Here is a 22,854-nt window from a genome sequence, read left to right as displayed (position 1 = left end):
TTCATGCGACAGGATGTATTCATATCCGGATTTGGCGGACAGGGGGCGCTCCTGGCCGGTAACCTGCTTGCCTATGCTGCCATTATCGAAGGCAGAAACGTTTCTTTCTTCCCGTCCTATGGTGTCGAGAAACGTGGTGGTGCTGCCATGTGTACCGTTGTCATCGCCGACGGCGATGTGGGTTCGCCTATCATCGGTACTCCTTCCTTCATGATCGTTCTCAACCAGTCGTCACTGGATAAATATGGCGCCAAGGTTAAACCCGGCGGGGTCTGCATCGTCAATTCCAGCCTGGTCAGCACTGAAGACTTTCACCGTTCCGATATCAACATCATTGAAATTCCCATGAATGACATTGCCATGGAACTTGGCGATGCAAGAATGGTGAACATGGTGGGACTTGGCGCCTATGTGGAAAAATCCGGTGCCGTATCCCTTTCCGCTCTTGAGGACGGGCTAAAGGAAGTACTGCCGGAAAGGAACCATCGCTTCATACCAGCCAATATCATGGCCATTGAAGCTGGCGCCCGGAAAGCCAGATAGCGTTGTCCTGTTGACCAATTTAAAAATGCTGAAAACTGTTGACGGGCGCAACCTGAATCTGCTATATAAGGCGTTCATGTTGGGGTGTCGCCAAGCGGTAAGGCAACGGACTCTGACTCCGTCATCCAAGGTTCGAATCCTTGCACCCCAGCCATCTAAAGATAAACAAGAGTGAAGCGTGAAAAGTGAAGTGTGAGAGGGATATAAACGTTTTTGAGAATCATTCTTCATTCACAATTCAGCAGACACTTATTCTCAGGTCCCATCGTCTAGCGGTTAGGACACCGGCCTTTCACGTCGGTAACAGGGGTTCAAGTCCCCTTGGGATCACCATTATTGAACAGTAACCTCCATTGGGGATTGCTGTTTTTTTTTGCTTTGCCGTCACTACTACTTATTAGTTCAGGAATCAGAGGATGAAAAAGAAGATTTTAGGTTTTATTGTGGCATTGCTGATTTCGATTTGTTCCATGCCGGCGTTCGCCCTGTCTGTGGATGAAGCGAAGCAGAACGAGGATCAGGGCGTTTTTATCGGCGAAACAAAGAAAGGTACGCCCTTGGGGGAGCTTAACGAGCCCACCTCGGGATTCTCCAGCACAGGATTTTCCAACACGGGATCCTCCAGCGAACTTGAAAGAGGCCTGCTCAACAAAGACACCTTTGGTGATCAGCGGAGCCTTGCTGAAAAAGCAAATCTTCTTAAGGATAAAGATAAGGCCAAAGAGCCTGCAGCCAAAAAGCCAAAAGTATTTCTCAAGGTTGAACCCGGCGACGGATTGGTTCGACTCAACTGGGACGTGAAGGGCTTGCAGGCGAAGCCTGGCGATGCACCGGTCAAGTTTACCCTATTTTATGGCCTTGAGCCGGGTCGCTATGAAAAGAAAATCGAGATTGGCAGTGTTCGGGAATACACGCTTCGCGGACTCATCAACAATTATATTTATTATGTCAAAGTTCAGGGAACCGTCCAGCTTCGACAGGAATCAGAGGATGCGGAAGAAAAACCGGCTGAGCAGGTTATTTTTTCCAATGAAATCAAGGCGACCCCGCTTCCTGCTGGAGAACAGGTTCCCAACTGGAAAAATCCTTTGCCAGAAAAGTAAGTACTTTCCAGGATAATCTTGAAGCTGATCCTTTCAAGAGAGAGTTGAAGCAGTTCGGCTATGATTTCTTCGAAAACAGCCTTGCCACTTTGACCATGAGCGATAACCTTCCCGTCGGCGGGGATTATATCATCGGTCCCGGTGATTCCCTGCGGATCGACCTGTGGGGTACCCTGCAGGGCAAGTACGATGTGGTTGTCGACCGTAACGGTGAAATCACCCTGCCTAAAGTCGGTACTGTAAAGGTTTGGGGGATCAACTATGCCCAGGCAAAGGAAGTCATCAATAAGGCGGTTTCACGCTATTTCAAGGGTTACGAGCTCAACGTCACTCTGGGTAAACTCAGGACCATTCAGGTATACGTGGTTGGCGAAGTCGTGTCCCCCGGCACCTATTCCGTCAGTTCCCTGGCCACGGTAATAAATGCCCTTTCCCAGGCAGGTGGCCCCTCGAAAAACGGCAGCCTGCGTACCGTTCGTCTGCTAAGGGGGGGCAAGCTGATACAAGAAGTTGACCTGTATGACATGCTTCTTGGCGGTGACCGCAGCAAGGATCTTCGGCTGGAAAACGGGGATACCTTGCTGGTGCCGGTGATCGGGCCTGTAGCTGCCGTTGCCGGTGAAATAAAACGCCCGGGTATTTATGAACTCCTTGGCAAGACAAGCCTGTCCCAGGTGCTGCAATTCGCCGGGGGGATCACCGCCGCCGGAGACACTGCCAGGGTACAGGTTGAAAGGTTTGAGGGAAACCATGCCAGGGTGGTGCAGGATTACGAGGCCAAGCCTGGCCAGCAGGGTCTTGACTTGAATAGCATCCATATGCACGACCAGGATATGATCAAGGTATTCCCTGTGTTCAAGGCGCTGCGCCGCGTGGTGACTCTCAAGGGGAATGTGGTTCGTCCAGGGGAGTATCAGTATCGGGAAGGAATGAGGATCACCGATCTGATACCCTCATTTGCTGCTGTTCTGCCGGATTCCTATATGGAATCGATTGAGATCCTTCGAGTGGTGCCTCCCGATTTCCACAAAGAGACATCATCCATAAACTTGCGCCTGGCTCTGCAAGGAGAAGAAAAAGAGAACATCCTGCTCCTGGAGCAGGACTCCATCAAGGTCTTTCCCCGTTCCGAGATGGAAGAAAAACCGGTCGTCGCCATCAATGGGCAGGTATTGAATCCCGGCACCTATGACTATTATCCGCGAATGACCGTCAGAGACCTGGTTACTGCTGCCGGTAGTCCAAAGAGAAGCGCACATCTTGAGAACGCCGAGCTGACCCGGGTCAGGGTCGAGGGGGGGCGGGCACAGGTGAAGCGGAAGATTGTCAACCTGAAGTTCGCCTTGGCAGACGATCCGGAGCACAATTTAGTGCTAGAGGCGGATGATGTCCTCAGCGTAAGATCCATCCCTGAATGGCTGGATACCGACGACCGGTTCGTGACCTTGAAAGGTGAGTTCCGCTTCCCGGGCATCTATTCCATAGCCAAAGGGGAAAAGCTCGATTCCGTCATTAAGAGGGCTGGGGGCTTTACGAATGAAGCCTATCTGAAAGGCGCAAAGTTCACCAGGAAATCGGTCCAGGAGAGCCAGCAAAAGCGAATGGAAGAAGTTATTTCCCGTAGCGAGCAGGACATTGTCAAGAAACAGGGTGAATTGGCGTCACTGGCAGCGTCGAAAGAAGAGCTGGAGGCTACCAAGGCTTCCCTGGAGGGACTGCAGAAGAACCTTGAGCAGTTAAAGCTGAAAAGGGCGGAGGGGCGTGTTGTGGTGCATCTGGTAGCCTGAATGAGCTGCCACAAACTCCCTACAATCTGGAGATGTCCGGGGGAGACGTACTTGAAGTCCCGCCTGTACCCAGCGTCGTCAATGTCATGGGCCAAGTTTACAACCCAACCACATTTGTCCATCTTCCCGGCAATACGGTTTCGGCATATCTCAGGCAAGCTGGAGGGCCGAACCATGATGCAGAGGAAGACGACATGTACATCATAAAAGCTGACGGTTCTGTAGACAGCCGCCAGCAATCACGGTTCGGCATCCGCTGGAATGAAGACGACAAAAGCTGGAGCTTCGGCAGCTTCATGTCAAAGCCCATGAATCCGGGGGATACACTTGTTGTGCCCCAGAAACTTGAGCGCACGGCCTGGCTCAGGGATATCAAGGACATTACGACCATCATTTCACAGATTGCCCTCACTGCAGGCACTGTCTTCATCGGGTTGAAATAGAGGATTCAGGGATGGACACAAATAAGGACGAACTCCAGTCGGAAGAGGAAATCAACCTGCTTGATCTTCTCAGGGTCATTGTCCGGCGTAAAAAGCTGATAATCAAGATATGTGTGACAGCCGTTGTCTTGTCGGTGGCATATAGCCTGACCCTTCCCAATATTTACACGGCTACAGCCCGCGTTCTTCCGCCACAGAAGGAAGGCGGTGGCGGTATCTCCGCACTGCTCGGTCAGGTGGGTGGGCTTGCGGGATTGGCCGGCGGGGCACTTGGCGGGAGTTCCGATCTCTATCTGGGCATACTGAAAAGCCGCTCCGTTGCCGACGCAGTCATTAAAAAGCTGGACCTGCAGAAAAAGTTCGAATGTAAGAACATAGACGAGGCCAGGCAGGCTCTTGCACGGGTTGTAAAAACACAGGCGGGCAAGGATGGGATTATCACTATCACTGCAGACAACAAGGATGCTGTACTTGCCGCCACTCTTGCCAACACCATGGTTGCCGAACTGGGCAACAGAAGCGTGCAGCTGAACCTGACCAAGGCAGGGTCAGAGCGGGTCTTTCTGGAAAAACGCCTTGATCTGGTGAAGGATGATCTGCCAAGGCAGAAAATAGCCTCAGGGATTTCCAGCAAAAAAACAAGATGCTGAAGGTGGACTCACAGGCTGCAGCCACCATCGAGGGCATAGCACAAATCAGGGCCGAGATTGTCGCCAAGGAGGTGCAGCTGGCTTCTCTCAAATCCTTCCAGACCGATGAAAGCCCGGATGTTCAGTTGCTTAAGACTTCCATTGCCAAGCTCCGCAACCAGATGGGCTCTTTTTCCGGTAATGGTGCTGGAGATGTCATACCCGCAGTCGGTAACGTGCCGAACCTGGGGCTTGAATACGCACGGAGACTGCGTGAACTAAAGACCCAGGAAGCTATCTTCGAGCAGCTGAAGAAGCAGTACGAAGTAGCGAAGTACAATGAAGCGAAGGATTCTTCCTCCGTTCAGGTACTGGATGATGCGGTGGTGCCGGCAAAAAAAGCAAACCCAAGCGCTCGCTGATAGTTCTGCTTTCGGCAGTAACTGCCTTCTTCGCTTCGATTTTCATAGTATTCATTCAGGAATACTTTGATAAAATGTCCGATGATGACAGGGGCCGCTGGAATGAGATCAAGTCTTCCCTCATGCTCCGCCGCCGGCAAAATTAGACAAAACTTCTACAACAGAGGTTCCTTGGAAAGGTTAAGGTCAAAATTATTTCTCCTCAGGTGGCTGCTGTTCATCGTCTGGGGAGTTCTTGTTTTATGGCTATCTCTCATGTCGGATCCACCGGCTATCGACGATGACTTGTTGGGTTGGGACAAATTCGAGCATGGTGCTGCCTATTCCCTTTTGACAATTCTCGCCGGCTGGGCTTTCTGCAATTTCCGGCTATCGGCAAAGCTTCGCTGGTCAATGGCAGCATCTGTCGCGGTCGGGATCGGTGCTCTTCTGGAGGTCCTCCAGGGTTCCTTCACTCGAACAAGAACTGCAGAATGGGGCGATCTGCTGGCCGATGCCATAGGGGCAGGCATAATTCTTCTGCTGGCAATTGTCCTCGAAAAAAAAATCGGTGCCGCAAATAGGGGTTGATGTGCAACGGCTGATTTACTTCCTTGTCATGATTTTACTGATCTCTTCGCCGGTTCTGGCTGAAGATAATTTATTTAACAGCACCACTGCAATAAAGGATGAACTGGGGCGACTGGGAGAAGAAGCCGTCCAGGTTGCAGCGGCTCCTGTGGACAGAGACGCTCTTTTCGTTACACTGGCCACAGCCGGTGCAGTGGGGCTTACCTATTACTTTGATGACGATATCAGGTCGAAGGTTCTGGGGCTGAAGGGAAAAAATCTGGATCGGGCGACCGACGCCGGCAATCTGGTCGGCAATCCCTACCTTCACCTTGGCGTGGCTGCTGCCGTCTATGGCGGCGGAATCCTTGCCGGTTCCGAAAAATACAGGAGCCTTGGAGAAATGCTTGGTGAATCGGTAATCCTGGCCGATGCTGCCACCTTTCTTCTAAAGGAAGGTTTTGGCAGGGGGCGTCCGTTTAAAAGCGGCGACAAGGCCGATTTCAAGCCGCTTTCCTTCGATACTGATTTTGATTCCCTGCCTTCCATGCACACTGCCAGCTCCTTTGCCATGGCCTCCGTCATGGCGAGAACTTCCGAAAGTTTCAGCGTCAAGTGGTTGTCCTATTCTGCCGCTGCCTTTGTCGGTTTTTCCCGCATCTATCAGGACAAGCACTGGGCCAGCGATGTTCTGCTCGGGGCTGCCATAGGTGAGTTGTGCGGCAGGGTCGTTACCAACTTTCATGCCGGCAAGGGGGCTTCCAGACTGACCATTGCGCCTTCTGCATCCGCTGATGGCGCTTCGCTGGTGCTGCTCGGCAAATTCTAGTGTATGGGGGATACCATGCTGGCTGCGGTTATCTTTGATTTTGACGGTATCATAGTCGATACAGAGCCACTGCATTACAAGGCCTTTCAGGAAGTGCTCGTTCCTCTGGGACTGGGCTATTCCTGGGAAGATTACATCAGCCATTATATAGGTTTCGATGACCGCGACGCCTTTCGGGAGGCCTATGCCATGGCCGGCAGGCCGCTCGACGTCAACGAACTCAGCCTGCTCATCGCTAAAAAGGCAGCTGCTTTCATCAGGATCATTGCTTCAGGTGTAACCCCTTTTCCCGGGGTAGTTGAATTGATCAAGTCACTGAACGGCAGCTGTCCGATTGCTCTCTGCAGCGGTGCTCTCGCTTCGGATATCGGCCCGATTCTTCAGCAGCTTGCCATTACCGATGCATTTGCTGTAAAGGTAACTGCCGATGAGGTGTCTGCCAGCAAACCCCATCCCGAAAGCTATGAACTTGCCGTGAAAAGGCTTGCCCAGAAGTTTCCTTCCCTGGGCATTGCTCCATCGCGGTGTCTTGCCATTGAAGATACTCCTGCCGGGATAGCCTCTGCCAACGGTGCCGGTCTGAAGGTCCTCGCCGTGACCAACAGCTATCCTGAGGAGAAGCTGGGATCTGCCTGAAGGTGGTTGATTCGCTGGTTGGCATCGATTACCAGGGGTTGGGGACATATTTCCACTCACTCACATGAAACAGCTGCCCATCGATGAAATCCTTCCGCAATTACTTAATATCGTTAAAGATAATCCTGCTTTAGTCATTCAGGCCCCTCCAGGGGCCGGTAAAACCACCAAAGTTCCGTTAACCCTGCTGCAGGTCCTGCCGCCTGATCGAAAAATCATCATGCTGGAACCACGGCGACTGGCCGCCACCAATGCCGCCCGTTGGATGGCTGCCCAACTGGGGGAGGAGGTCGGCAATACCGTCGGCTACACCATTCGCTTCGAGCGCAAGGTCTCAGCCGCGACACGTATCGAGGTCGTGACCGAAGGTATTCTTACCAGGCGGCTGCAGACCGATCCACAACTCACTGGTATCGAACTGGTCATTTTTGACGAGTTCCACGAGCGAAACCTGCACAGCGACCTGGCCCTGGCACTCTGCCGCGACGCCCAACTGGGGTTGCGTCCCGACCTGAAACTGATCGTCATGTCCGCTACCCTTGATGCCGAACCCATTGCAAGGCTTCTTGGCGGTGCTCCTCTATTGACCAGTGAAGGGCGGTCCTATCCTGTGGAACTCCGTTACCTTTCGGGTGAGCCGGTCGGCAGGACAGCAGAAATCATGTCTGCTGCCATCCAAAGAGCATTGAGAGAAACGGAAGGGATATACTCGCTTTTTTGCCCGGTGCCGGTGAAATCAACCGTTGTGCTGCTCTTCTCAATGGTTCTACGGCTGCAGCGATCCACCCCCTTTACGGCGATCTTCCTTTTGCCAGACAGGAAAAGGCCATACTGCCGGGTCCCCAGCGCAAGATTGTCTTGGCCACCAACATTGCCGAGACCAGCTTGACCATCGAGGGGGTGATGGTGGTCATTGACAGCGGTTTGTGCCGCCAGCTGCGCTTCGATCCCGCCACCGGTCTCAACCGGTTGGTCACCACCCGCATTTCGGCTGCGTCAGCCTCCCAGCGGGCCGGGAGGGCAGGACGCACAGCACCCGGAACCTGTTATCGCCTCTGGACAGAGCATTCCCAGTCCACTCTGATCCCTTTTACCGTGCCTGAGATACGTTCATCAGACCTGTCGTCCCTTGCCCTTGAACTGGCACTGTGGGGGGTGAATGATCCGGCTGCCCTTTCGTGGCTTGATGTGCCGCCGGCTGCTGCCTTGGCTGAGGCACGCGAACTCCTGAAAAAACTTGGTGCTCTTGACCATAATTTCCTGATTACCCAGCTTGGGCGCAAAATGGCTCTCCTTCCGCTTCATCCCCGGCTTGGGCATCTCATCATCGAAGGGGAAAGAAGGGGATATGGGGAGCTGGCCTGTGATATGGCCGCTCTGCTCACTGAGCGTGACATAATTTCCCGCAGTTCTTCGCATGTGACTCAAGTGAGTGACAGTGACATCCTTGACAGGATTGAGCTTGTGGCCGACTGGCGTAAGGGAAAGAATTGCAGCAAGGGGACCGAGGGCATGGACTCGCACAGCTTTTCGGCTGTCGATCGCATGGCAGGGCAGCTGAAGAAGCTGGTCGGCACTGGAAGGGCGACATTACCAGCAACCGCCCAGGCCGTTGGTCTTCTCTCGGCTTTGGCGTATCCGGATCGCATCGGTCAGCAGCGGGAACCCGATTCCTCCCGTTATCTTCTTGCCAATGGACGCGGCGCAACCTTGAGCGGCAGGAGTTCCCTCAGGAATGCTGCTACATTGTCGCCGTTGTATGGAGGGAGGGGAGAAGGGTGATGGGCAGATTCATTCAGCCAATGCCTTGGATTTGGCAACATTACGAAAAGAGTTCGCTGCAGATATCCAATGGTTGAGGTCGGTCAGCTGGGATGATCGGCTGCAGAGGGTGCTTGCCCGTGAGGAAGAGCGACTTGGGGCGCTGGTTCTGGCAACGAGGCAGATAAATCCATCGGCGGAAGAGGTGACGGCAGCACTCCTTGGGGGATAGCCTGTGGAGGCGGCCTCACTGCATTGAACTGGACCAGCCGCGCCGAGCAGTTTCGCTTGAGGGTATTATTTCTCGAAGGTATCTTTCCCGAATCCGGTTTGCCCGATTTTTCAGCGGATAATCTGCTGAGGACATTGCCCCAATGGCTGGGCCCATACCTGAGTGGCGTCAAAAATATGGCGGAGCTGCAGGCCGTGGATATCTACACACCCCTGAAGAATATGCTGGATTACACCCAGCTCCGTTTGCTGGAGGAGGGGGCGCCGACGCACATCACGGTGCCGAGCGGTTCATCCATTCCACTGGAATACTCGGAGGACAAGCCGCCTGTACTGGCTGTCAAGTTGCAGGAATTGTTCGGCCTTGCCGATACCCTCCGGGTGGCGGGAGGGAGGATTGCCGTCACTCTGCATCTTCTTTCTCCGGCACGTCGCCCCATCCAGGTGACGCAGGACCTGAGGAACTTCTGGAATTCGACCTATGTTGAAGTAAAAAAGGAGTTGAAGGGGCGTTATCCGAGGCATCCATGGCCTGATGATCCATGGAACGCGACTCCGACGCGAAAGGCCAAGCCAAAGGGATAAAGACTTGAGAGAAAGATTTATTGGGACAAGTTGGTGAAGACGATGGTGCCGTTTTTCTCCACAAACCGCCTGATCTCGGCATGTTGAATGCGGTTGGCTACAATAGTGGCGTTTTTGAAACTTCCCTGTCGATCTTCCACATAGGCCTGAGTCAGGTTTGTACCGTGTTTCCATAGCTCAAAATGGAGATGTGGGCCGGTTGACCGGCCGGTGGACCCGGACAAGGCAATCGTTGTCTGGGCATCGACCTGCTCGCCTGTTGCAACGAGCAGCAGGGAGTTGTGCCCGTACAGAGAGGTCATGCCGCTGTCATGCTCGATGATGACCAGATTGCCGTACCCGCCACGGGGGCCGCTGAAGGTGACTTTTCCCGGTGCGATTGATTTTACCGGTGTTCCTGAGCCTACGGCTATGTCAATGCCGCTGTGATGTCTGAGATTGCCGTCGATGGGGTCATGCCGCCAGCCATAGTTGGAGGAAATTGTTCCTGTTACCGGTACTTGCAGTTGCAGGCTTTCCTGATCCTTCGTAAAGGATTTCCTGTTTTCCTGGAGAGTCTTTTTCAGGGCAAACTTTTTCTTTTCTGACGGCCTTTGGGGCGCATCTTCCTTCATGATCTTCACCGCACCCGATCTGGTGGGGGTATTGGTAAAAACTTCTACGCCATCTTCCATTTCGAACCGGTAAAAATCGGCATGGGCGTTAATAGAGACAACGAGCAGCAATATGGTGAAAACAGGGCTTTTCCTTGGGGAGAGCAGCATTCTGGCTCTTTCCTTATCTACTGTTTTGGGTAAGCGTTGTAAATATACAGCGTTACCCCTTAATTTACAAGCTTATGGAGGTAGGAAGTGCGTATTGCCGTTGTCGGGGCAGGAGCCCTTGGTCTGTATTATGGATCGATGCTGCAGAAGGGTGGGCATGAGGTATGTTTTCTTCTGCGGCGCGATCTTGATGTCATCCCAAAGAGCGGCCTCAGCGTTTTTTCCATAAATGGCGATTTCAAGCTCTTTCCGGTTGCAGGATACGGGAGCAGTGAAGAGATCGGCATGGTGGACCTTGTGCTGGTCGGGCTGAAAACCTTTGCCAACCAGTCGTACCGGCAGCTTATAACTCCGCTTTTGAAGGATAACAGCATCATCCTCACCTTGCAGAACGGGCTTGGCAACGAAGAGGCTCTTGCTGAAATTTTCGGCAGCGAACGGATCATGGGAGGAGTGGCATTTCTCTGTTCCAACCGGGGAGAACCCGGCGTAGTGCATCATTTGGGAGCGGGGAGAATAATCCTGGGGGAGTTTGCCAGACCACATATGGACAGGGCAGAATCAGTCGCCGCAATGTTCAGCATGGCAGGCGTTCCATGCCAGGCCGTTGCTGACCTGAAAAAGGCCCGATGGGAAAAACTGATCTGGAACATTCCCTTTAATGGAACATGTGCCCTGCTGCAGAAGCCGGTGAATGTCCTTCTCAGTCACCAGAGGACGCGGTGTTTGCTTCGGGACATCATGCTTGAACTGATCGAAGCGGCAAATGGCCAGAGCCTTTCGAACCCGATACCGCTGGCCTATGCCGATGAGATGCTGGAGTTCACAGACGCAATGGGCCCCTATAAGCCATCAATGCAGATCGACCGGGAAGAGGGCAGGGAACTGGAGCTTGAGGCAATTTTTGCCAGGCCTCTGGATGCAGCTCGGCAGAAGGGGATCATCATGCCGCGGGTGGACGCACTGCATGCACTCCTTGAGGAATCCACAAGCCGATCCTGATCATATTGGTAGTGGTTATATATTGGGCATAGGGGTCAGGTTTTGCCTAATTTATGGGCTGTAATTATCGGTGGTTTATTGCCATAAAATCTAAGTTACTTATTTTATTAACTAAATGTTGGAGATGGCCGTTGGCAGAAAAATTGCTATAATTTCCACAGCTATAAAATCGTGATTCGTTGGCTTTAATTGATTAGCCTTGCATTTTGAAAACAAGGCAAATATAATCCGCTCGCTTTTGAGCAAAACGATTCGGGGGTGAGATCATTGAAGAAAGTTGAAGCCATCATCAAGCCTTTCAAACTGGATGAAGTCAAGGAAACATTGAATGAAATCGGCATTCAGGGAATAACCATAGCTGAAGTCAAAGGATTTGGTCGCCAGAAAGGCCATACCGAACTGTATCGCGGCGCTGAATACGTCGTTGACTTTATTCCCAAAATAAAAATCGAGATTATTGTCAGTGACGACATTGTCACCAAGGTCATTGATACCATAGAGCAGGCAGCAAAAACCGGCAGAATCGGTGACGGCAAAATTTTTGTAACGCCAGTGGAAGAGGTTGTAAGGATCAGAACTGGTGAGCGTGGCGAAGATGCTCTTTAGCAGGTTGTTGAAAAACTATTGCGGGGTCGCTCTGCTACGTTGCCGCTCGCTCGGAAACTCAACGTACATAGGGTACGCCTCGTCTCCTCGCTCGCTTGAGCCTTGCATAGCGACCTCCTCATGACGTTTTTCAACAACCTGTTAGACTAGTGTAAAATTAATAAACAGTTAGAAAAGGAGATTTGTTGATGACACCAAAACAAGTGGTTGAGTTTGCCAAAGAAAATGGCGCACTGATGGTCGATTTTAAATTTATGGACTTCGTGGGAATCTGGCAGCACATTTCGATTCCCATCACGGAGTTCAGTGAAGATACCTTTGAAGAAGGGCAGGGATTTGATGGTTCCTCCATCCGCGGCTGGCAACCGATCCATGCTTCCGACATGATCCTGCTCCCTGATCCTTCCACCGCCAAAATGGATCCCTTTGTCGCGATTCCGACTCTTTCGCTCATCTGCAACGTCTTCGATCCTATCACCAAGGAAGACTACACCCGTGATCCTCGTAACATCGCACGGAAGGCTGAGGCGTACCTGAAGTCCACCGCCCTCGGCGATACTGCCTTTTTCGGACCTGAAGCTGAATTCTTCATCTTTGACGATGTGCGCTATGATTCAAGCTCTAACCAGTCCTTCTATGTCGTTGACTCCGTCGAAGGCGCCTGGAATACCGGCCGTGAAGAGTTCCCGAATCTCGCTACAAGCCCGGCTTCAAGGGTGGCTACTTCCCGGTTTCCCCCAACGATTCCCAAAATGACCTCCGTAATGAAATGGTCATAGAACTGCAGAAGGTCGGCATCAGGGTTGAGTGCCAGCACCACGAGGTTGCCACTGGTGGCCAGGCCGAAATTGATATGCGGTTCTCTTCGCTGGTGGACATGGCCGATCAGCTCCAGTGGTTCAAATACGTCATCAAGAACGTAGCCAACAGAAACGGCAAAACTGTAACCTTCATGCCGAAGCCGCTCTTTGGCGACAACGGTTCCGGCATGCACTGCCACCAATCAATCTGGAAAGACGGCCAGAACCTGTTTGCCGGCGACGGTTATGGCGGGCTTTCCAAAATGGCCCTTTACTACATCGGCGGCATCATCAAGCATGCAAAAGCCTCTGTGCCTTCACCAACCCCACCACCAACTCCTACAAGCGTTTGGTTCCCGGGTATGAAGCTCCTGTCAATATGGCATATTCGAGCCGTAACCGTTCCGCTTCCATAAGGATCCCGATGCTGTCATCTAACCCGAAAGCAAAGCGGATCGAATATCGGACACCCGACCCGTCCTGCAATGGTTACCTTGCCTTCGCCGCCATGCTTATGGCCGGCCTCGACGGTATCGAAAACAAGATCGATCCGGGCCAGCCACTGGACAAGGATATCTACGGACTTTCTCCGGAAGAGCTTGCCGATATTCCTTCAGCTCCGGGTAGCCTGGAAGAAGCTCTCAACGCACTCAAGGAAGATCACGAATTCCTCCTCAAAGGTGACGTCTTCACACCAGACGTCATTGAAAAATGGATCGAGTACAAGACTGAGGCAGAGGTTACCCCTGTCCGCATGCGTCCGGTTCCCCTTGAATTCGCTCTTTACTTCGATATCTAAGCTTACTGTATCGATGAACGACAAGGGCGGGGGATTTCTCCCGCCCTTTTTTAATTTCTTGACAGTCCCGGTGCTATGCGTTTAAGTATCAAACGCGGTAGAAATCCCCCATAAACAGGAGTATTGCATGTCAGAATTCAGTAATGTAACCGTAGTAAAAGAGGCAAATATATTCTTCAATGGCGGTGTAACAAGCCGCACCATCATCTTTTCTTCGGGCAGCAAAAAAACCCTGGGCATCATGATGCCGGGAGAATATGTATTCAATACAGCCGGTGCCGAGTTAATGGAAATTCTTTCCGGTGACCTGGAAGTGCAGATTGCGGGTATCGACTCGTGGAAGCCCGTAAAAGGCGGGGAATCCTTTGAAGTTCCTGCCAGCTCCAGTTTCGGATGAAGGTAAAAACCGTTACCGATTATTGCTGTTCGTTTCTTGCCTGAACAAAGGTCATCCCCATGGACTCAGCCGGATTAAACCCTGATCCTGTTGTCGGGCGTTTTGCACCATCGCCCACGGGGCCGTTGCACCTGGTTCTCTTGTTGCCGCATTGGGAAGCTACCTCTTTGCCAGGCACGCCGGAGGCCGATGGCTGCTGCGCATGGAAGATATTGATCTGCCGCGTGTCGTACCGGGCATTGCAGACGATATGCTGGCTACGCTGGAAATTCTCGGTTTTCAGTGGGATGGAGAAGTGCTTTACCAGAGCAAAAGGACGGAGATTTACGATGCTGCGCTGCAAGATTTGATCAAGAAAGGGGTTGCCTACCTGTGTGGTTGCACAAGATCGGAAATTGCCAATATTTCGTCAGCCCCTGCTTCCGGTTCCGATGACATTGTCTATCCCGGCCTCTGCCGCGAAGGAATAGCACCCGGCAAGGTGGAACGTGCTTACCGGGTGAAGGTCTATGATGAGGTGCTTTCTTTTATAGACGGCATCATGGGGCGTTACAGCCAGGTGTTGACCGCTTCTTGCGGCGATTTTGTCATTCGGCGTGCCGATGGACCTTTTGCCTATCATCTGGCTGTTGTTGTGGACGATGCGGCAACTGGTATCAATCAAGTGGTGCGTGGCTCGGATCTTTTAAGTTCCACACCGAGACAGATCTATCTCCAACGGCTTCTTGGTTACTCGACCCCATCATACGCCCATCTGCCGCTTGTAACCGGCCCGGACGGAGCGAAGTTGAGCAAGCGGGACAATGCCGTTTCCCTTGCCGCAAATGTCGATCTGCATAAAGATGGTGGAGCTCTCCTCCTGGCGGCACTGCGCTTTCTTGGCCAGGCACCACCCTTGTTTTTAAATGGAGCGCCACAACAGGAAATTCTCCATTGGGCGGTATTTAATTTCAAACCCGAGAATATCCCCCGCATTTCTTCTTCTTTTACACCAGCTTGATGTTGTAGAACGAGCTTTTGCCCTGGATTGGCAGTTATCGTCAAGGGTATAATAATGCAATTCAAGCATCAGCCCTGGAAAAAAATCGAAAGTCCAGAAAAAAAGTATTGACTCGCGATGGGGCATTTGCTATAAGTTGGAACTCGTTGAGCGGGAATAACTCAGTGGTAGAGTGCAACCTTGCCAAGGTTGAAGTCGCGGGTTCGAATCCCGTTTCCCGCTCCATTAAATACTATACCAACTAATATATAGTGTCCGCATACGGCCCCTGACTTTCAAAAACCTCTCACTGGAGGTCAAGAACTCAGGGGCTTTTTGCGTCTGGCGGTAAGAACATGAAAAAGTTTAATGAATCTAATGCGCAGGGAAGACGGATTTTCTCAGGTACCTTTACTGGTACTGACATTGTCTTTACCTTCATTGTATTCTTAGTGGCATTGGCTGCCAGAACACTCCCCTGGCACCATGTGTTTTTTTCGGGAAAGGTTTACCTCTTCGACCCGGATTGCTATATCCGCTTGCGTAAAATACTCATCTATATTCATTCCTTTCCTCAAACTCATGTTTACGACTATTTTCAAGGATTTCCCAAAGGGACAGGGGTCATTTCCTCCCCGGCCATGGAGTATCTCATCGCTGTTTTCAGCTATCCCTTTCATAACCTTTCCGGTTTCAGTACTCAGCTGGGGAGAGCCGTTGCCCTGGCTCCTTCCCTTATCGGTTCAGTCACTGCAGTTGTAATGTACTTCTTTGTTAAAGGTTGGTGGGGTAGGGCAGCTGCTTTATGTTCCGGCTTGGTCCTGGCTCTTCATCCCAAACATGTCGAAGCAACCGTTCTGGGCCGTTTCGACAACGAAATGATTGAACCTTTACTGCTGATGGTGACGTTCTGGCTCTACATCGTTTCCTGCCAGAACAGGAAAAACCTTCGTTACTGGTCAGGCTTGGGAGTCTTGAGCGCAGTTTATCTGATGGCTTGGCGTGGTGCTCTCTTTCCCTTGTCTATCATAGGTGTGGACCTGATCCTGCAGGTATTTCTTCACCGCAGTGATGTGGACAGGCTCAGGGATTTGGGGAAGGGTGCCGGATTGATGTATTTAACCGCGGCAGCTATCCTGGGTTTGATCTGCATTACTGATATGTGGGGAACAGGGGGAATGTTCAGCTGGAATATTGTTTCCTGGTTCCATGTGGCGCTTTTTGTCTGTGCCGGAGTCCCGTTCTTTTTGCTTTACCAATGTGCGGGGAGCAACAAGCTGGACAGGCAAAAGATTATAAAATACGCGTGTGTCGCAGTGGTCTTCTTTGGATTGATGTTTGTTTTATTCGGTACACACATCGGTGAAGGACTGAAAGTGATAGGTGGCGGCAATGCATGGATTGACAGCATCTCCCAATACCAGCGCTTAAGCCACATCTCAAAATGGTTAAAATCTTTCGGTATTCTTTCCCTGCTGGCTCCGTTTGCCCTTTTCCTTTTGCCGGGCACCTCTTTCAGTGGGATGAAGTGGAAACGCTTCTTGGTCCTTTGGACGCTGGTTATGGTGGTCTCAACTATCGGCCGGAACAGGTATGCTGAGTATCTGACTTTAAATGTCTCCATATTGGCCGGCATGATCATCTACTATTGCCACTCCATTGGAGACATCCGACGTGCCGTCATGAGAAGTTCCGGTGCTGTGGCAGTTCTGCTCTGTCTGCAGATTCCCACCTTCGCGTATTTCAGTAACCTGCATAGAACCGGCGGTGTCTTCAAAATAAAAGGGGATATTGAAGATACCATGCTCTGGCTGAGAGACAATACGCCTTCACCTGGCGATCCTTACCGTCCGTCTACAAAGCCGGCTTACGGTGTAATGGCACGCTGGGATTATGGGGGTGGTGGAATCCATTGCCCTGCGTCCTTCCATTGCAACCAATTACGGCACGGAAACCTATGGCATGGAAGAAGTGGCCAGATTCCTTTTGGCTAAGGATGAAGATGAGCTGCACAAGGTTCTGGAACGAAACAGGGTCCGATATATCATTGTTGATAAAATTCTTGGTGATCTTCCCATGTATGCGAAGCTGATCGGTAACAATTCGCAATTCTTTGTGGAAAGGTGGAACCCCCAGGTTAAAAAGACAGAGTATCTACCGGCACCTGAAACATTTTCCCTGATTTCTTCTCGTCTTTTCTTTGCTGACGGGAGCCTTGCCGAGGCAGCCGGCATACAATTCCAGCCGGTCGAAGGGGTCAGGCTGGTTTACGAGTCAGCTTCACCAGCATCGGTTGGCGGCTTCCCCTGGGAAATCAAGCGCTTGAAGATATTTGAAAAGGTAGAAGGTGCCAGAGTAAACGTAAGAGGGGTCCCTGGCGCAGTGGTAAACCTTTCGCAGCCCATCGAGACCAATCAGGGACGTGTCTTTGTCTACAATAATAAAAAATATTTTGACCGACACGGCATGGCCACATTTAAATTATTGTATCCGCGAAAGAACACCCCCCGGTCAACGGGAGCCCTAGAGTCACCTCAAATTACCAGCAACGGTAGAAAGCAGGCCATTCAGGTCCGGGATTCAGACATATCCACCGGTTGCACTCTTGAAGCCACTCTGGCACAGTAAACCATGAACAGAGCTCGCAGAAGGCTGGCCGACAGGGCTTGACCATGTCTCCCGACCCGACCTGTGATACCAAAGTTATTGAACTTTCAACCGGTAGCCGACACCCGGTTCTGTGATGATATACCGTGGGCGTGAGGGGTCCTTCTCTATCTTATGCCTCAGATTGCTTATGTTTACCCGCAGGACGTGCGGCTGTTCCACATAACCTACGCCCCAGATCTGTTTCAGGAGGTGGGCATGGGTAAGAACTCTGCCCGCGTGTGTGACCAGCAGACGCAGGAGATCGTATTCCGTGGGAGTTACCTGTACATCTTCTTCCTGCACCCTTACCTTCCGTAGATGTAAATCCACTTCCAGATCGCCGCTCCTGAATACCGGTTCCACCACCTCCTGCAAAGAACGCCGCAGAGCTACACGCATGCGTGCCAGGAGTTCAGGGATACCGAAGGGTTTGGTCACATAATCATCTGCCCCGGCATCCAGCGCCTTTACCTTGTCATCTTCCCGCTCCCGCACCGACAATACGATAATCGGTACCTGAGACCATTCCCTCACCCGCCGGATCACCTGGACCCCGTCCATATCCGGGAGACCCAGATCGAGAAGGATAATGTCCGGTCGCGTAGCCACTGCAGCCGCCAGTGCCGAGTGGCCGTCGTCTGCTTTGTGGAGGCTGAATTCACCGGTATCGAGCGCGGTCTGAAGAAATCGCTGGATTGCAGGTTCATCGTCAACAATAAGTATTCGCGGCAAGCCGTTTTTCTGGTTCGTCATTCAAGTTTCCTTATTCAGTGGAATGGTTACAAGGACTCTCAATCCGCCACCTTCTATATTTTCTGCCCGGATTGTTCCGCCGTGTGCTTCTACCAGGCCTTTGCAAATGGAGAGACCCAGGCCCGTTCCTCCCGCGCCTTCCGGAACAGGTACTCGGTAGAATTTATCGAAGATTTTTGCCAGCTCCTTCTCGGGAACACCCGGCCCCCGGTCTTCAACGGCAAGAATAATGAGATCGTCTTCCGCCTTGGCCCGGATTGCTAAAGGTGTCCTTGGAGGGGAATACTTCAGGCCGTTTTCCAGAAGATTGACCAGAACCTGGGTCATGAACACCATATCCATTTGAACCAGCGGCAGGTCATCGGAGAGGTCGATAAGAACCTTCCTGTCGTGCAGGCGCGATTCCAAAGGGGCCAATGCACATCCAACCAGGTCCTGTATATCGCAGGGCTCTTTTTTCAGTTTCAGTTCGCCTGCTTCCACCCTGGTCATATCCAGCAGATTGCCGACGAAACGATTGAGCCGCTCCGCCTCCTCCCAAGCGGCATCCACCAGCTCCAGCCGACCCTTCTCCTGAAGTCCGTACCCTTCGTTCCTGAGTGTGCTCAAAGCTCCGGTAATGGAAACCAGCGGAGTGCGCAAATCGTGTGAAACGGAATTGAGCAGGGCCCGCTCCAGTTTCTCCCTTGCCTGCAGTATCTGGGCGTGCTCTGCCTGTCGAGCCAGATGTGCTCGCTCCAGTGCCATTGCCGTCTGTGCGGCAAAGGCTGCCACCAGTCGGCGCACTTGCTGATTTTGATGCTCCTCCTCCACGTTCAGCTTGATTCCAAGAATCCCCAGGATCTCCCCCTTGGTCTGGAGCGGCAGGTACAAGTGGTTTGATCCGTCGGGAAGGATCACTTCTCCATCTTCTGCCCTGGTATTGTAAAAAGCCGATTCTGCGGCTGTCTGTTCCTTTTCTCCCCATCTGCCATCGTGATTTACTCCATGAAGCTTCAGCCGGTTTTCATGGGGTAGAAATACCGCCACCTCCGCCTTGAGCGATTCGCCCACATTGTTGACGACCGCTTCCACGATGGAGTCCACATCTACAGCAGCGGCCAGGCTGCGGCTGAGGCGATACAGTGCAGAAGTCTGCATCTCCCGTTGTCGCACGGCATCGGCGCGTTCGTTGGCCGTGGCCACCAGCGAGCTGATGACAACTCCCACCATGAAAAGTGCCAGGAATGTGATGAGGTATTCGCTGTCGGAGACGGCAAGGGTCAGGTGGGGGGGTACGATGAAGAAATCAAAGGCCAGAAGCTGAGAAAGGCGGTCAGGATGGCTGCTTTTCGCCCCAGGCGAACGGCAGCGAGAACGACTACGAGCAGATAGATCATCACCAGGTTGGTCGGCGCGATGTAATTGTTAACGATTTTGCTGATTAATGTAGCAGCGGTAACGAGTGCAACGCCTGTGGCATATCCTGCCCATGGCTGCGTTTTGCTGAAGAAGTGGCGTTCCCGTTTTGTTTCCACCTGGTCGATGCTGACCACGTAAACGTCAATGGAGCCGCTCAGGTAGATGATGCGATCCACCAGGGGAGGGCGCAGGAATTCCAGCCAGCGCGGCTTTTTCGGCTTTCCCACTACGATCTTGGTGACCTTGTGGCTGACGGCGAAGTCGACTATCGCCTCGGCCACCGATGCTGCTGTCACGGTCTCTATTTGTGCACCCAAGGTTTCCGCCAGACGGAGATTGTTCCAGACCCGTTCCCTGTTTTCCTGCAGGTGTCTGCCTCCTGCTGTCGTTTCAATATATACGACCATCCAGGGTGAATTCATGCCCTTGGCCAGGTGGTGCGTGGTGCGGATCAACTTGTCGCTGAAGGGGCTGCCGCTCACGCAGACCATAAGCCGTTCCTCAAGCGGTGTCGGCCAGTAGCCGGCGGGAGATGTCGTTCTCTGAAGATCCTCTTTGGCAATGTATTCCGTCATGGCGACCATTTTACATGAAATTCGTTTCAAAGATGAGGTTTTTAAAGGGATCGAAGCTTTCTTGATATTTTCTTGATGTGGATGCGGTCAGTTTTGAGTCTATCTTTATGCGAATCAGGGTATTTTCTCTGAGAACAGCACCGAATCACAGCATCTTTTTGTTCAAGTATCAGGAGAACACATGAAATCAATTCAAGAACCCGCCTGGAAGGGGATTGTGAGGTCATTCGGCTTGGTATTCGGCGACATCGGTACGAGTCCGATTTACACGCTCACCGTGATTTTCGCCCTGACCAAACCGACGCCGGACAATGTCATGGGCATCCTCTCCCTGGTGTTCTGGACCATGACAATTCTCGTTACTGCCGAGTATGCCTGGCTGGCCATGGCCCTGGGCAGGAAGGGGGAAGGGGGCACCATCGTTCTCCGGGAAATTCTCATCCGCATGCTGAAGCCGGGGAGGCAGATTGCCGTCATCAGTTTCCTCTCCTACCTGGGAGTCTCGCTCCTTTTGGGTGACGGGGTCATCACTCCGGCAATCAGCATCCTTTCGGCAGTGGAAGGGATGGTTCTTATTCCCGGCTTGGAATACCTCCACCAGTGGAGCCTGATCTTGATTGCTGCGGTCATCGCGGTAATGCTGTTTTTCTTTCAGTATTGGGGGACAGACCGAATGGCCAGTGCCTTTGGGCCGATCATGGTGGTATGGTTTCTGGCTTTAAGCGTTTCCGGTGTCGTCTCCATCGCAAGCCATCCGGAAGTCGTGGCTGCCGTCAGCCCGTTCTACGCGGTGAAATTCCTGGCCGACAACGGATTTGCCGGATTCTTTGTCCTGTCCGAGGTCATCCTCTGCGCCACCGGCGGAGAAGCGCTTTACGCCGATATGGGGCATCTGGGGCGCAAGCCCATCATCAGGGCATGGTCGATCGTTTTTTTCGCTCTCGTTATCAACTACCTGGGACAGGGGGCTTATGTGCTTTCCCACGGAACGGCAAAGAACCTCCTTTTCGGCATGATCCAGGAGATGGCGCCCATGTTTTACATACCGTTCCTCATCCTCACTATCATGGCGACGATCATCGCATCCCAGGCAATGATCAGCGGCGTATTTTCCGTCGTATACCAGGGGATCACCACCAGGATCATGCCTCTCCTGAAGGTGGACTACACCTCGACCCATCTCAAGTCACAGATATACATCGGCTCGGTCAACTGGATGCTCCTCGGTGCCGTGATCTGCATAATGCTCATCTTCCGGAAGTCGGAGAACCTGGCTGCCGCTTACGGTCTGGCAGTCACAGGCACCATGACTCTCACCGGCATTATGATAATTATGATTTACAGCCGAACCACTAAGAAATGGAAAGTGCCCTTTGCCGTACTCGTGACATTGGTCGACGTGGTATTTCTAATTGCTTGTCTCAACAAAATTCCCCACGGCGGCTACTGGTCGATTGTGCTCGCCTCCATCCCGTTCGTTACGATCCTCATTTGGACCCGGGGCCAGCGCGCACTTTACAGGGCGTTGCGCCCCCTGGATTTGGAAACTTTTCTCATTGCCTACGAGCAGATATATTCGAAAGGGAGCAACATTCCCGGTACGGCCCTCTTTTTCACGCGAGAGGCGCGAGTTGTCCCCCCATATGTGGTGCACTGCGTCATTTCAAGCAACATCATCTATTCTCGCAATGTTTTCGTTTCAATAGTGCGCACTGACGAACCCTTTGGGGTCAAGCAGCAGATGACCGAAGGATTAGGTTCCGGACTGGATGCCCTTGAGGTTATGGCCGGGTACATGGAAATAATCGATCTCGAGAAAATCCTGAAAGAGATCGGCATCAGGGAGAAGGTCATTTTCTATGGTATCGAGGACATCGACACGACCAACTTCGCCTGGCGCATTTTCAGCACAATCAAGAAGCTGACCCCCAACTTCGTAAAGTTCTACAAACTTCCTCCGAGCAAGCTTCAGGGGGTTGTGACGCGGGTAGAGATGTAGCTTTGGTATAAGCTGGCGAAATCAGCTTGATTAATGACTCCTGCGCGATGCAAGGAGGAACTGACTGGCAGTAATCGATGGGACGCAGGCAGCTGATACTGCTACCCTATGGTGTCTACTTGCACCGGGTAAACGACCCTCTTTCGATAAGCTTTGCAATCCTTTGCAATTCTTCATTTCTGGCCGCCTGATCTGTTGACGGACAACTTTTCTTTCCCCACATGGAGTGAAATAATCTTTCTATAACTCTGCTGACCGCTCCACCGGAGAGAAACCCTCTTTTGTCCATTCCTTCCCCCTCTGTTGCTGCTTTTATGGAAAGTGCCGACATATTGTTGTGACAGGCAGGTATAGGTGTACTTTCTCTTTTCGTCAGTAATTCTGAAAACTTGAAAATAATTTGAATTTGTCAAGGAATTTTCTTTCAGGCAGGTCAACGGGGGATCGGGTGGGCGCATTAGCCATCTCGAACAGCCGGCATTAAATGTAATTGTACCGGCATTAGGAGAAGGAGAAGAAGAGGGTAAGATACATGGGGTATCTGGCAGAGAAGACGAAGGAGCAGGCTGACGTTTGTCAGCCTGCTTCCCTGTTTCAGGAGGTCCTAGGAGT

General features: G+C 52.1%; 17 protein-coding genes, 3 tRNA genes and 7 pseudogenes. 22 read left to right on the top strand and 5 right to left on the bottom strand.

Annotation, left to right across the window (positions count from 1 at the left end):
- The first annotated feature begins 3 nt into the window (after positions 1-3).
- The 13 genes and pseudogenes from JCM15764_RS06475 (at position 4) to JCM15764_RS27950 (ending at position 9,518) form a co-directional block, all read left to right on the top strand.
- Complete coding sequence (locus tag JCM15764_RS06475; RefSeq protein ID WP_054693791.1) at positions 4-543, top strand: 2-oxoacid:ferredoxin oxidoreductase subunit gamma family protein; 540 nt, start codon at positions 4-6, stop codon at positions 541-543.
- Between the two features lie 80 nt (positions 544-623).
- Positions 624-697, top strand: a tRNA-Gln gene (locus JCM15764_RS06470).
- Positions 698-801: 104 nt separating this feature from the next.
- A tRNA-Glu gene (locus JCM15764_RS06465) sits at positions 802-876 on the top strand.
- 83 nt (positions 877-959) lie between these two features.
- A pseudogene (locus tag JCM15764_RS29370) lies at positions 960-3,876 on the top strand (SLBB domain-containing protein).
- Positions 3,877-3,887: 11 nt separating this feature from the next.
- Positions 3,888-4,526 carry a Wzz/FepE/Etk N-terminal domain-containing protein gene (locus tag JCM15764_RS22165; RefSeq protein ID WP_243688491.1) on the top strand — a complete coding sequence of 213 codons (639 nt, stop codon included), beginning with the start codon at positions 3,888-3,890 and terminating at the stop codon, positions 4,524-4,526.
- Positions 4,520-4,927, top strand: a complete 408-nt coding sequence (locus JCM15764_RS22160) for a hypothetical protein (RefSeq protein ID WP_243688490.1) — start codon at positions 4,520-4,522, stop codon at positions 4,925-4,927. The genes JCM15764_RS22165 and JCM15764_RS22160 overlap by 7 nt, the downstream gene beginning before the upstream one ends.
- Positions 4,928-5,098: 171 nt before the next feature.
- On the top strand, positions 5,099-5,497 hold the full coding sequence (locus tag JCM15764_RS06450) for a VanZ family protein (protein WP_243688489.1): 399 nt from the start codon (positions 5,099-5,101) through the stop codon (positions 5,495-5,497).
- Between the two features lies 1 nt (position 5,498).
- Positions 5,499-6,305, top strand: coding sequence for a phosphatase PAP2 family protein (locus JCM15764_RS06445; RefSeq protein ID WP_054693784.1), 807 nt, complete (start codon positions 5,499-5,501; stop codon positions 6,303-6,305).
- A 15-nt stretch (positions 6,306-6,320) separates the two neighbouring features.
- Positions 6,321-7,009 (top strand): annotated as a pseudogene (locus JCM15764_RS06440) (HAD family hydrolase).
- Positions 7,006-7,434: pseudogene (locus JCM15764_RS27965) on the top strand (DEAD/DEAH box helicase); the annotation flags it as partial. The pseudogenes JCM15764_RS06440 and JCM15764_RS27965, both read left to right, overlap by 4 nt.
- A 224-nt stretch (positions 7,435-7,658) precedes the next feature.
- Positions 7,659-8,723: a helicase-related protein gene (locus tag JCM15764_RS27960; RefSeq protein WP_369412270.1), complete on the top strand. Its 1,065-nt coding sequence runs from the start codon at positions 7,659-7,661 to the stop codon at positions 8,721-8,723.
- Positions 8,677-8,934 (top strand): hypothetical protein, encoded by a 258-nt coding sequence (locus JCM15764_RS27955; RefSeq protein ID WP_369412269.1) that lies wholly within the window; start codon positions 8,677-8,679, stop codon positions 8,932-8,934. Before JCM15764_RS27960 ends, JCM15764_RS27955 begins: the two co-directional genes overlap by 47 nt.
- Positions 8,935-8,957: 23 nt before the next feature.
- Positions 8,958-9,518: an ATP-dependent helicase C-terminal domain-containing protein gene (locus JCM15764_RS27950; RefSeq protein WP_369412268.1), complete on the top strand. Its 561-nt coding sequence runs from the start codon at positions 8,958-8,960 to the stop codon at positions 9,516-9,518.
- Between the two features lie 17 nt (positions 9,519-9,535).
- Here JCM15764_RS27950 and JCM15764_RS06430 read toward each other — a convergent pair whose 3' ends face one another.
- The gene (locus JCM15764_RS06430) at positions 9,536-10,282 is read right to left on the bottom strand and encodes a M23 family metallopeptidase (protein ID WP_054693781.1); all 747 of its coding nucleotides are present in this window, start codon (positions 10,280-10,282) and stop codon (positions 9,536-9,538) included.
- A gap of 87 nt (positions 10,283-10,369) precedes the next feature.
- On the opposite strand from JCM15764_RS06430, the gene JCM15764_RS06425 reads away from it, so the two are divergent.
- The 8 genes and pseudogenes from JCM15764_RS06425 to JCM15764_RS06390 all read left to right on the top strand — a co-directional run bounded on the left by JCM15764_RS06425 (position 10,370) and on the right by JCM15764_RS06390 (position 17,493).
- Positions 10,370-11,284, top strand: coding sequence for a putative 2-dehydropantoate 2-reductase (locus tag JCM15764_RS06425; RefSeq protein WP_054693778.1), 915 nt, complete (start codon positions 10,370-10,372; stop codon positions 11,282-11,284).
- 267 nt (positions 11,285-11,551) lie between these two features.
- Positions 11,552-11,890: a P-II family nitrogen regulator gene (locus JCM15764_RS06420; RefSeq protein WP_012648065.1), complete on the top strand. Its 339-nt coding sequence runs from the start codon at positions 11,552-11,554 to the stop codon at positions 11,888-11,890.
- Between the two features lie 188 nt (positions 11,891-12,078).
- Positions 12,079-13,489 (top strand): annotated as a pseudogene (gene glnA / locus JCM15764_RS27945) (type I glutamate--ammonia ligase).
- A 127-nt stretch (positions 13,490-13,616) separates the two neighbouring features.
- Positions 13,617-13,930 (top strand): annotated as a pseudogene (gene ppnP, locus JCM15764_RS06410) (pyrimidine/purine nucleoside phosphorylase).
- 15 nt (positions 13,931-13,945) lie between these two features.
- Positions 13,946-14,886, top strand: a pseudogene (gluQRS, locus tag JCM15764_RS06405) (tRNA glutamyl-Q(34) synthetase GluQRS).
- Positions 14,887-15,036: 150 nt separating this feature from the next.
- Positions 15,037-15,111: transfer RNA gene (locus JCM15764_RS06400), tRNA-Gly, on the top strand.
- A gap of 110 nt (positions 15,112-15,221) precedes the next feature.
- On the top strand, positions 15,222-16,859 hold the full coding sequence (locus JCM15764_RS06395; protein ID WP_054693775.1) for an STT3 domain-containing protein: 1,638 nt from the start codon (positions 15,222-15,224) through the stop codon (positions 16,857-16,859).
- Entirely contained in the window at positions 16,768-17,493 is a 726-nt protein-coding gene (locus tag JCM15764_RS06390; RefSeq protein ID WP_243688488.1) for a hypothetical protein, read from the top strand. The genes JCM15764_RS06395 and JCM15764_RS06390 overlap by 92 nt, the downstream gene beginning before the upstream one ends.
- 75 nt (positions 17,494-17,568) lie before the next feature.
- Here JCM15764_RS06390 and JCM15764_RS06385 read toward each other — a convergent pair whose 3' ends face one another.
- The 3 genes and pseudogenes from JCM15764_RS06385 to JCM15764_RS22150 all read right to left on the bottom strand — a co-directional run.
- Entirely contained in the window at positions 17,569-18,267 is a 699-nt protein-coding gene (locus JCM15764_RS06385; protein ID WP_054693769.1) for a response regulator, read from the bottom strand.
- Positions 18,268-18,759, bottom strand: a complete 492-nt coding sequence (locus JCM15764_RS22155; RefSeq protein ID WP_369412275.1) for a sensor histidine kinase — start codon at positions 18,757-18,759, stop codon at positions 18,268-18,270.
- Between the two features lie 39 nt (positions 18,760-18,798).
- Positions 18,799-20,075, bottom strand: a pseudogene (locus tag JCM15764_RS22150) (DUF4118 domain-containing protein); the annotation flags it as partial.
- A 349-nt stretch (positions 20,076-20,424) separates the two neighbouring features.
- On the opposite strand from JCM15764_RS22150, the gene JCM15764_RS06370 reads away from it, so the two are divergent.
- Positions 20,425-22,242: a KUP/HAK/KT family potassium transporter gene (locus JCM15764_RS06370; protein ID WP_054693760.1), complete on the top strand. Its 1,818-nt coding sequence runs from the start codon at positions 20,425-20,427 to the stop codon at positions 22,240-22,242.
- Positions 22,243-22,415: 173 nt separating this feature from the next.
- Here the strand turns inward: JCM15764_RS06370 and JCM15764_RS22145 are convergent.
- The coding region (locus JCM15764_RS22145; RefSeq protein WP_243688487.1) for a hypothetical protein at positions 22,416-22,854 on the bottom strand (439 nt) is incomplete at its 5' end.

The organism is Geotalea toluenoxydans JCM 15764 (assembly GCF_001311985.1).
Lineage (GTDB): Bacteria > Desulfobacterota > Desulfuromonadia > Geobacterales > Geobacteraceae > Geotalea > Geotalea toluenoxydans.
The sequence above is the reverse complement of the archived record's forward strand: the minus strand, read 5'-3'. Positions and strand labels throughout refer to the sequence as shown.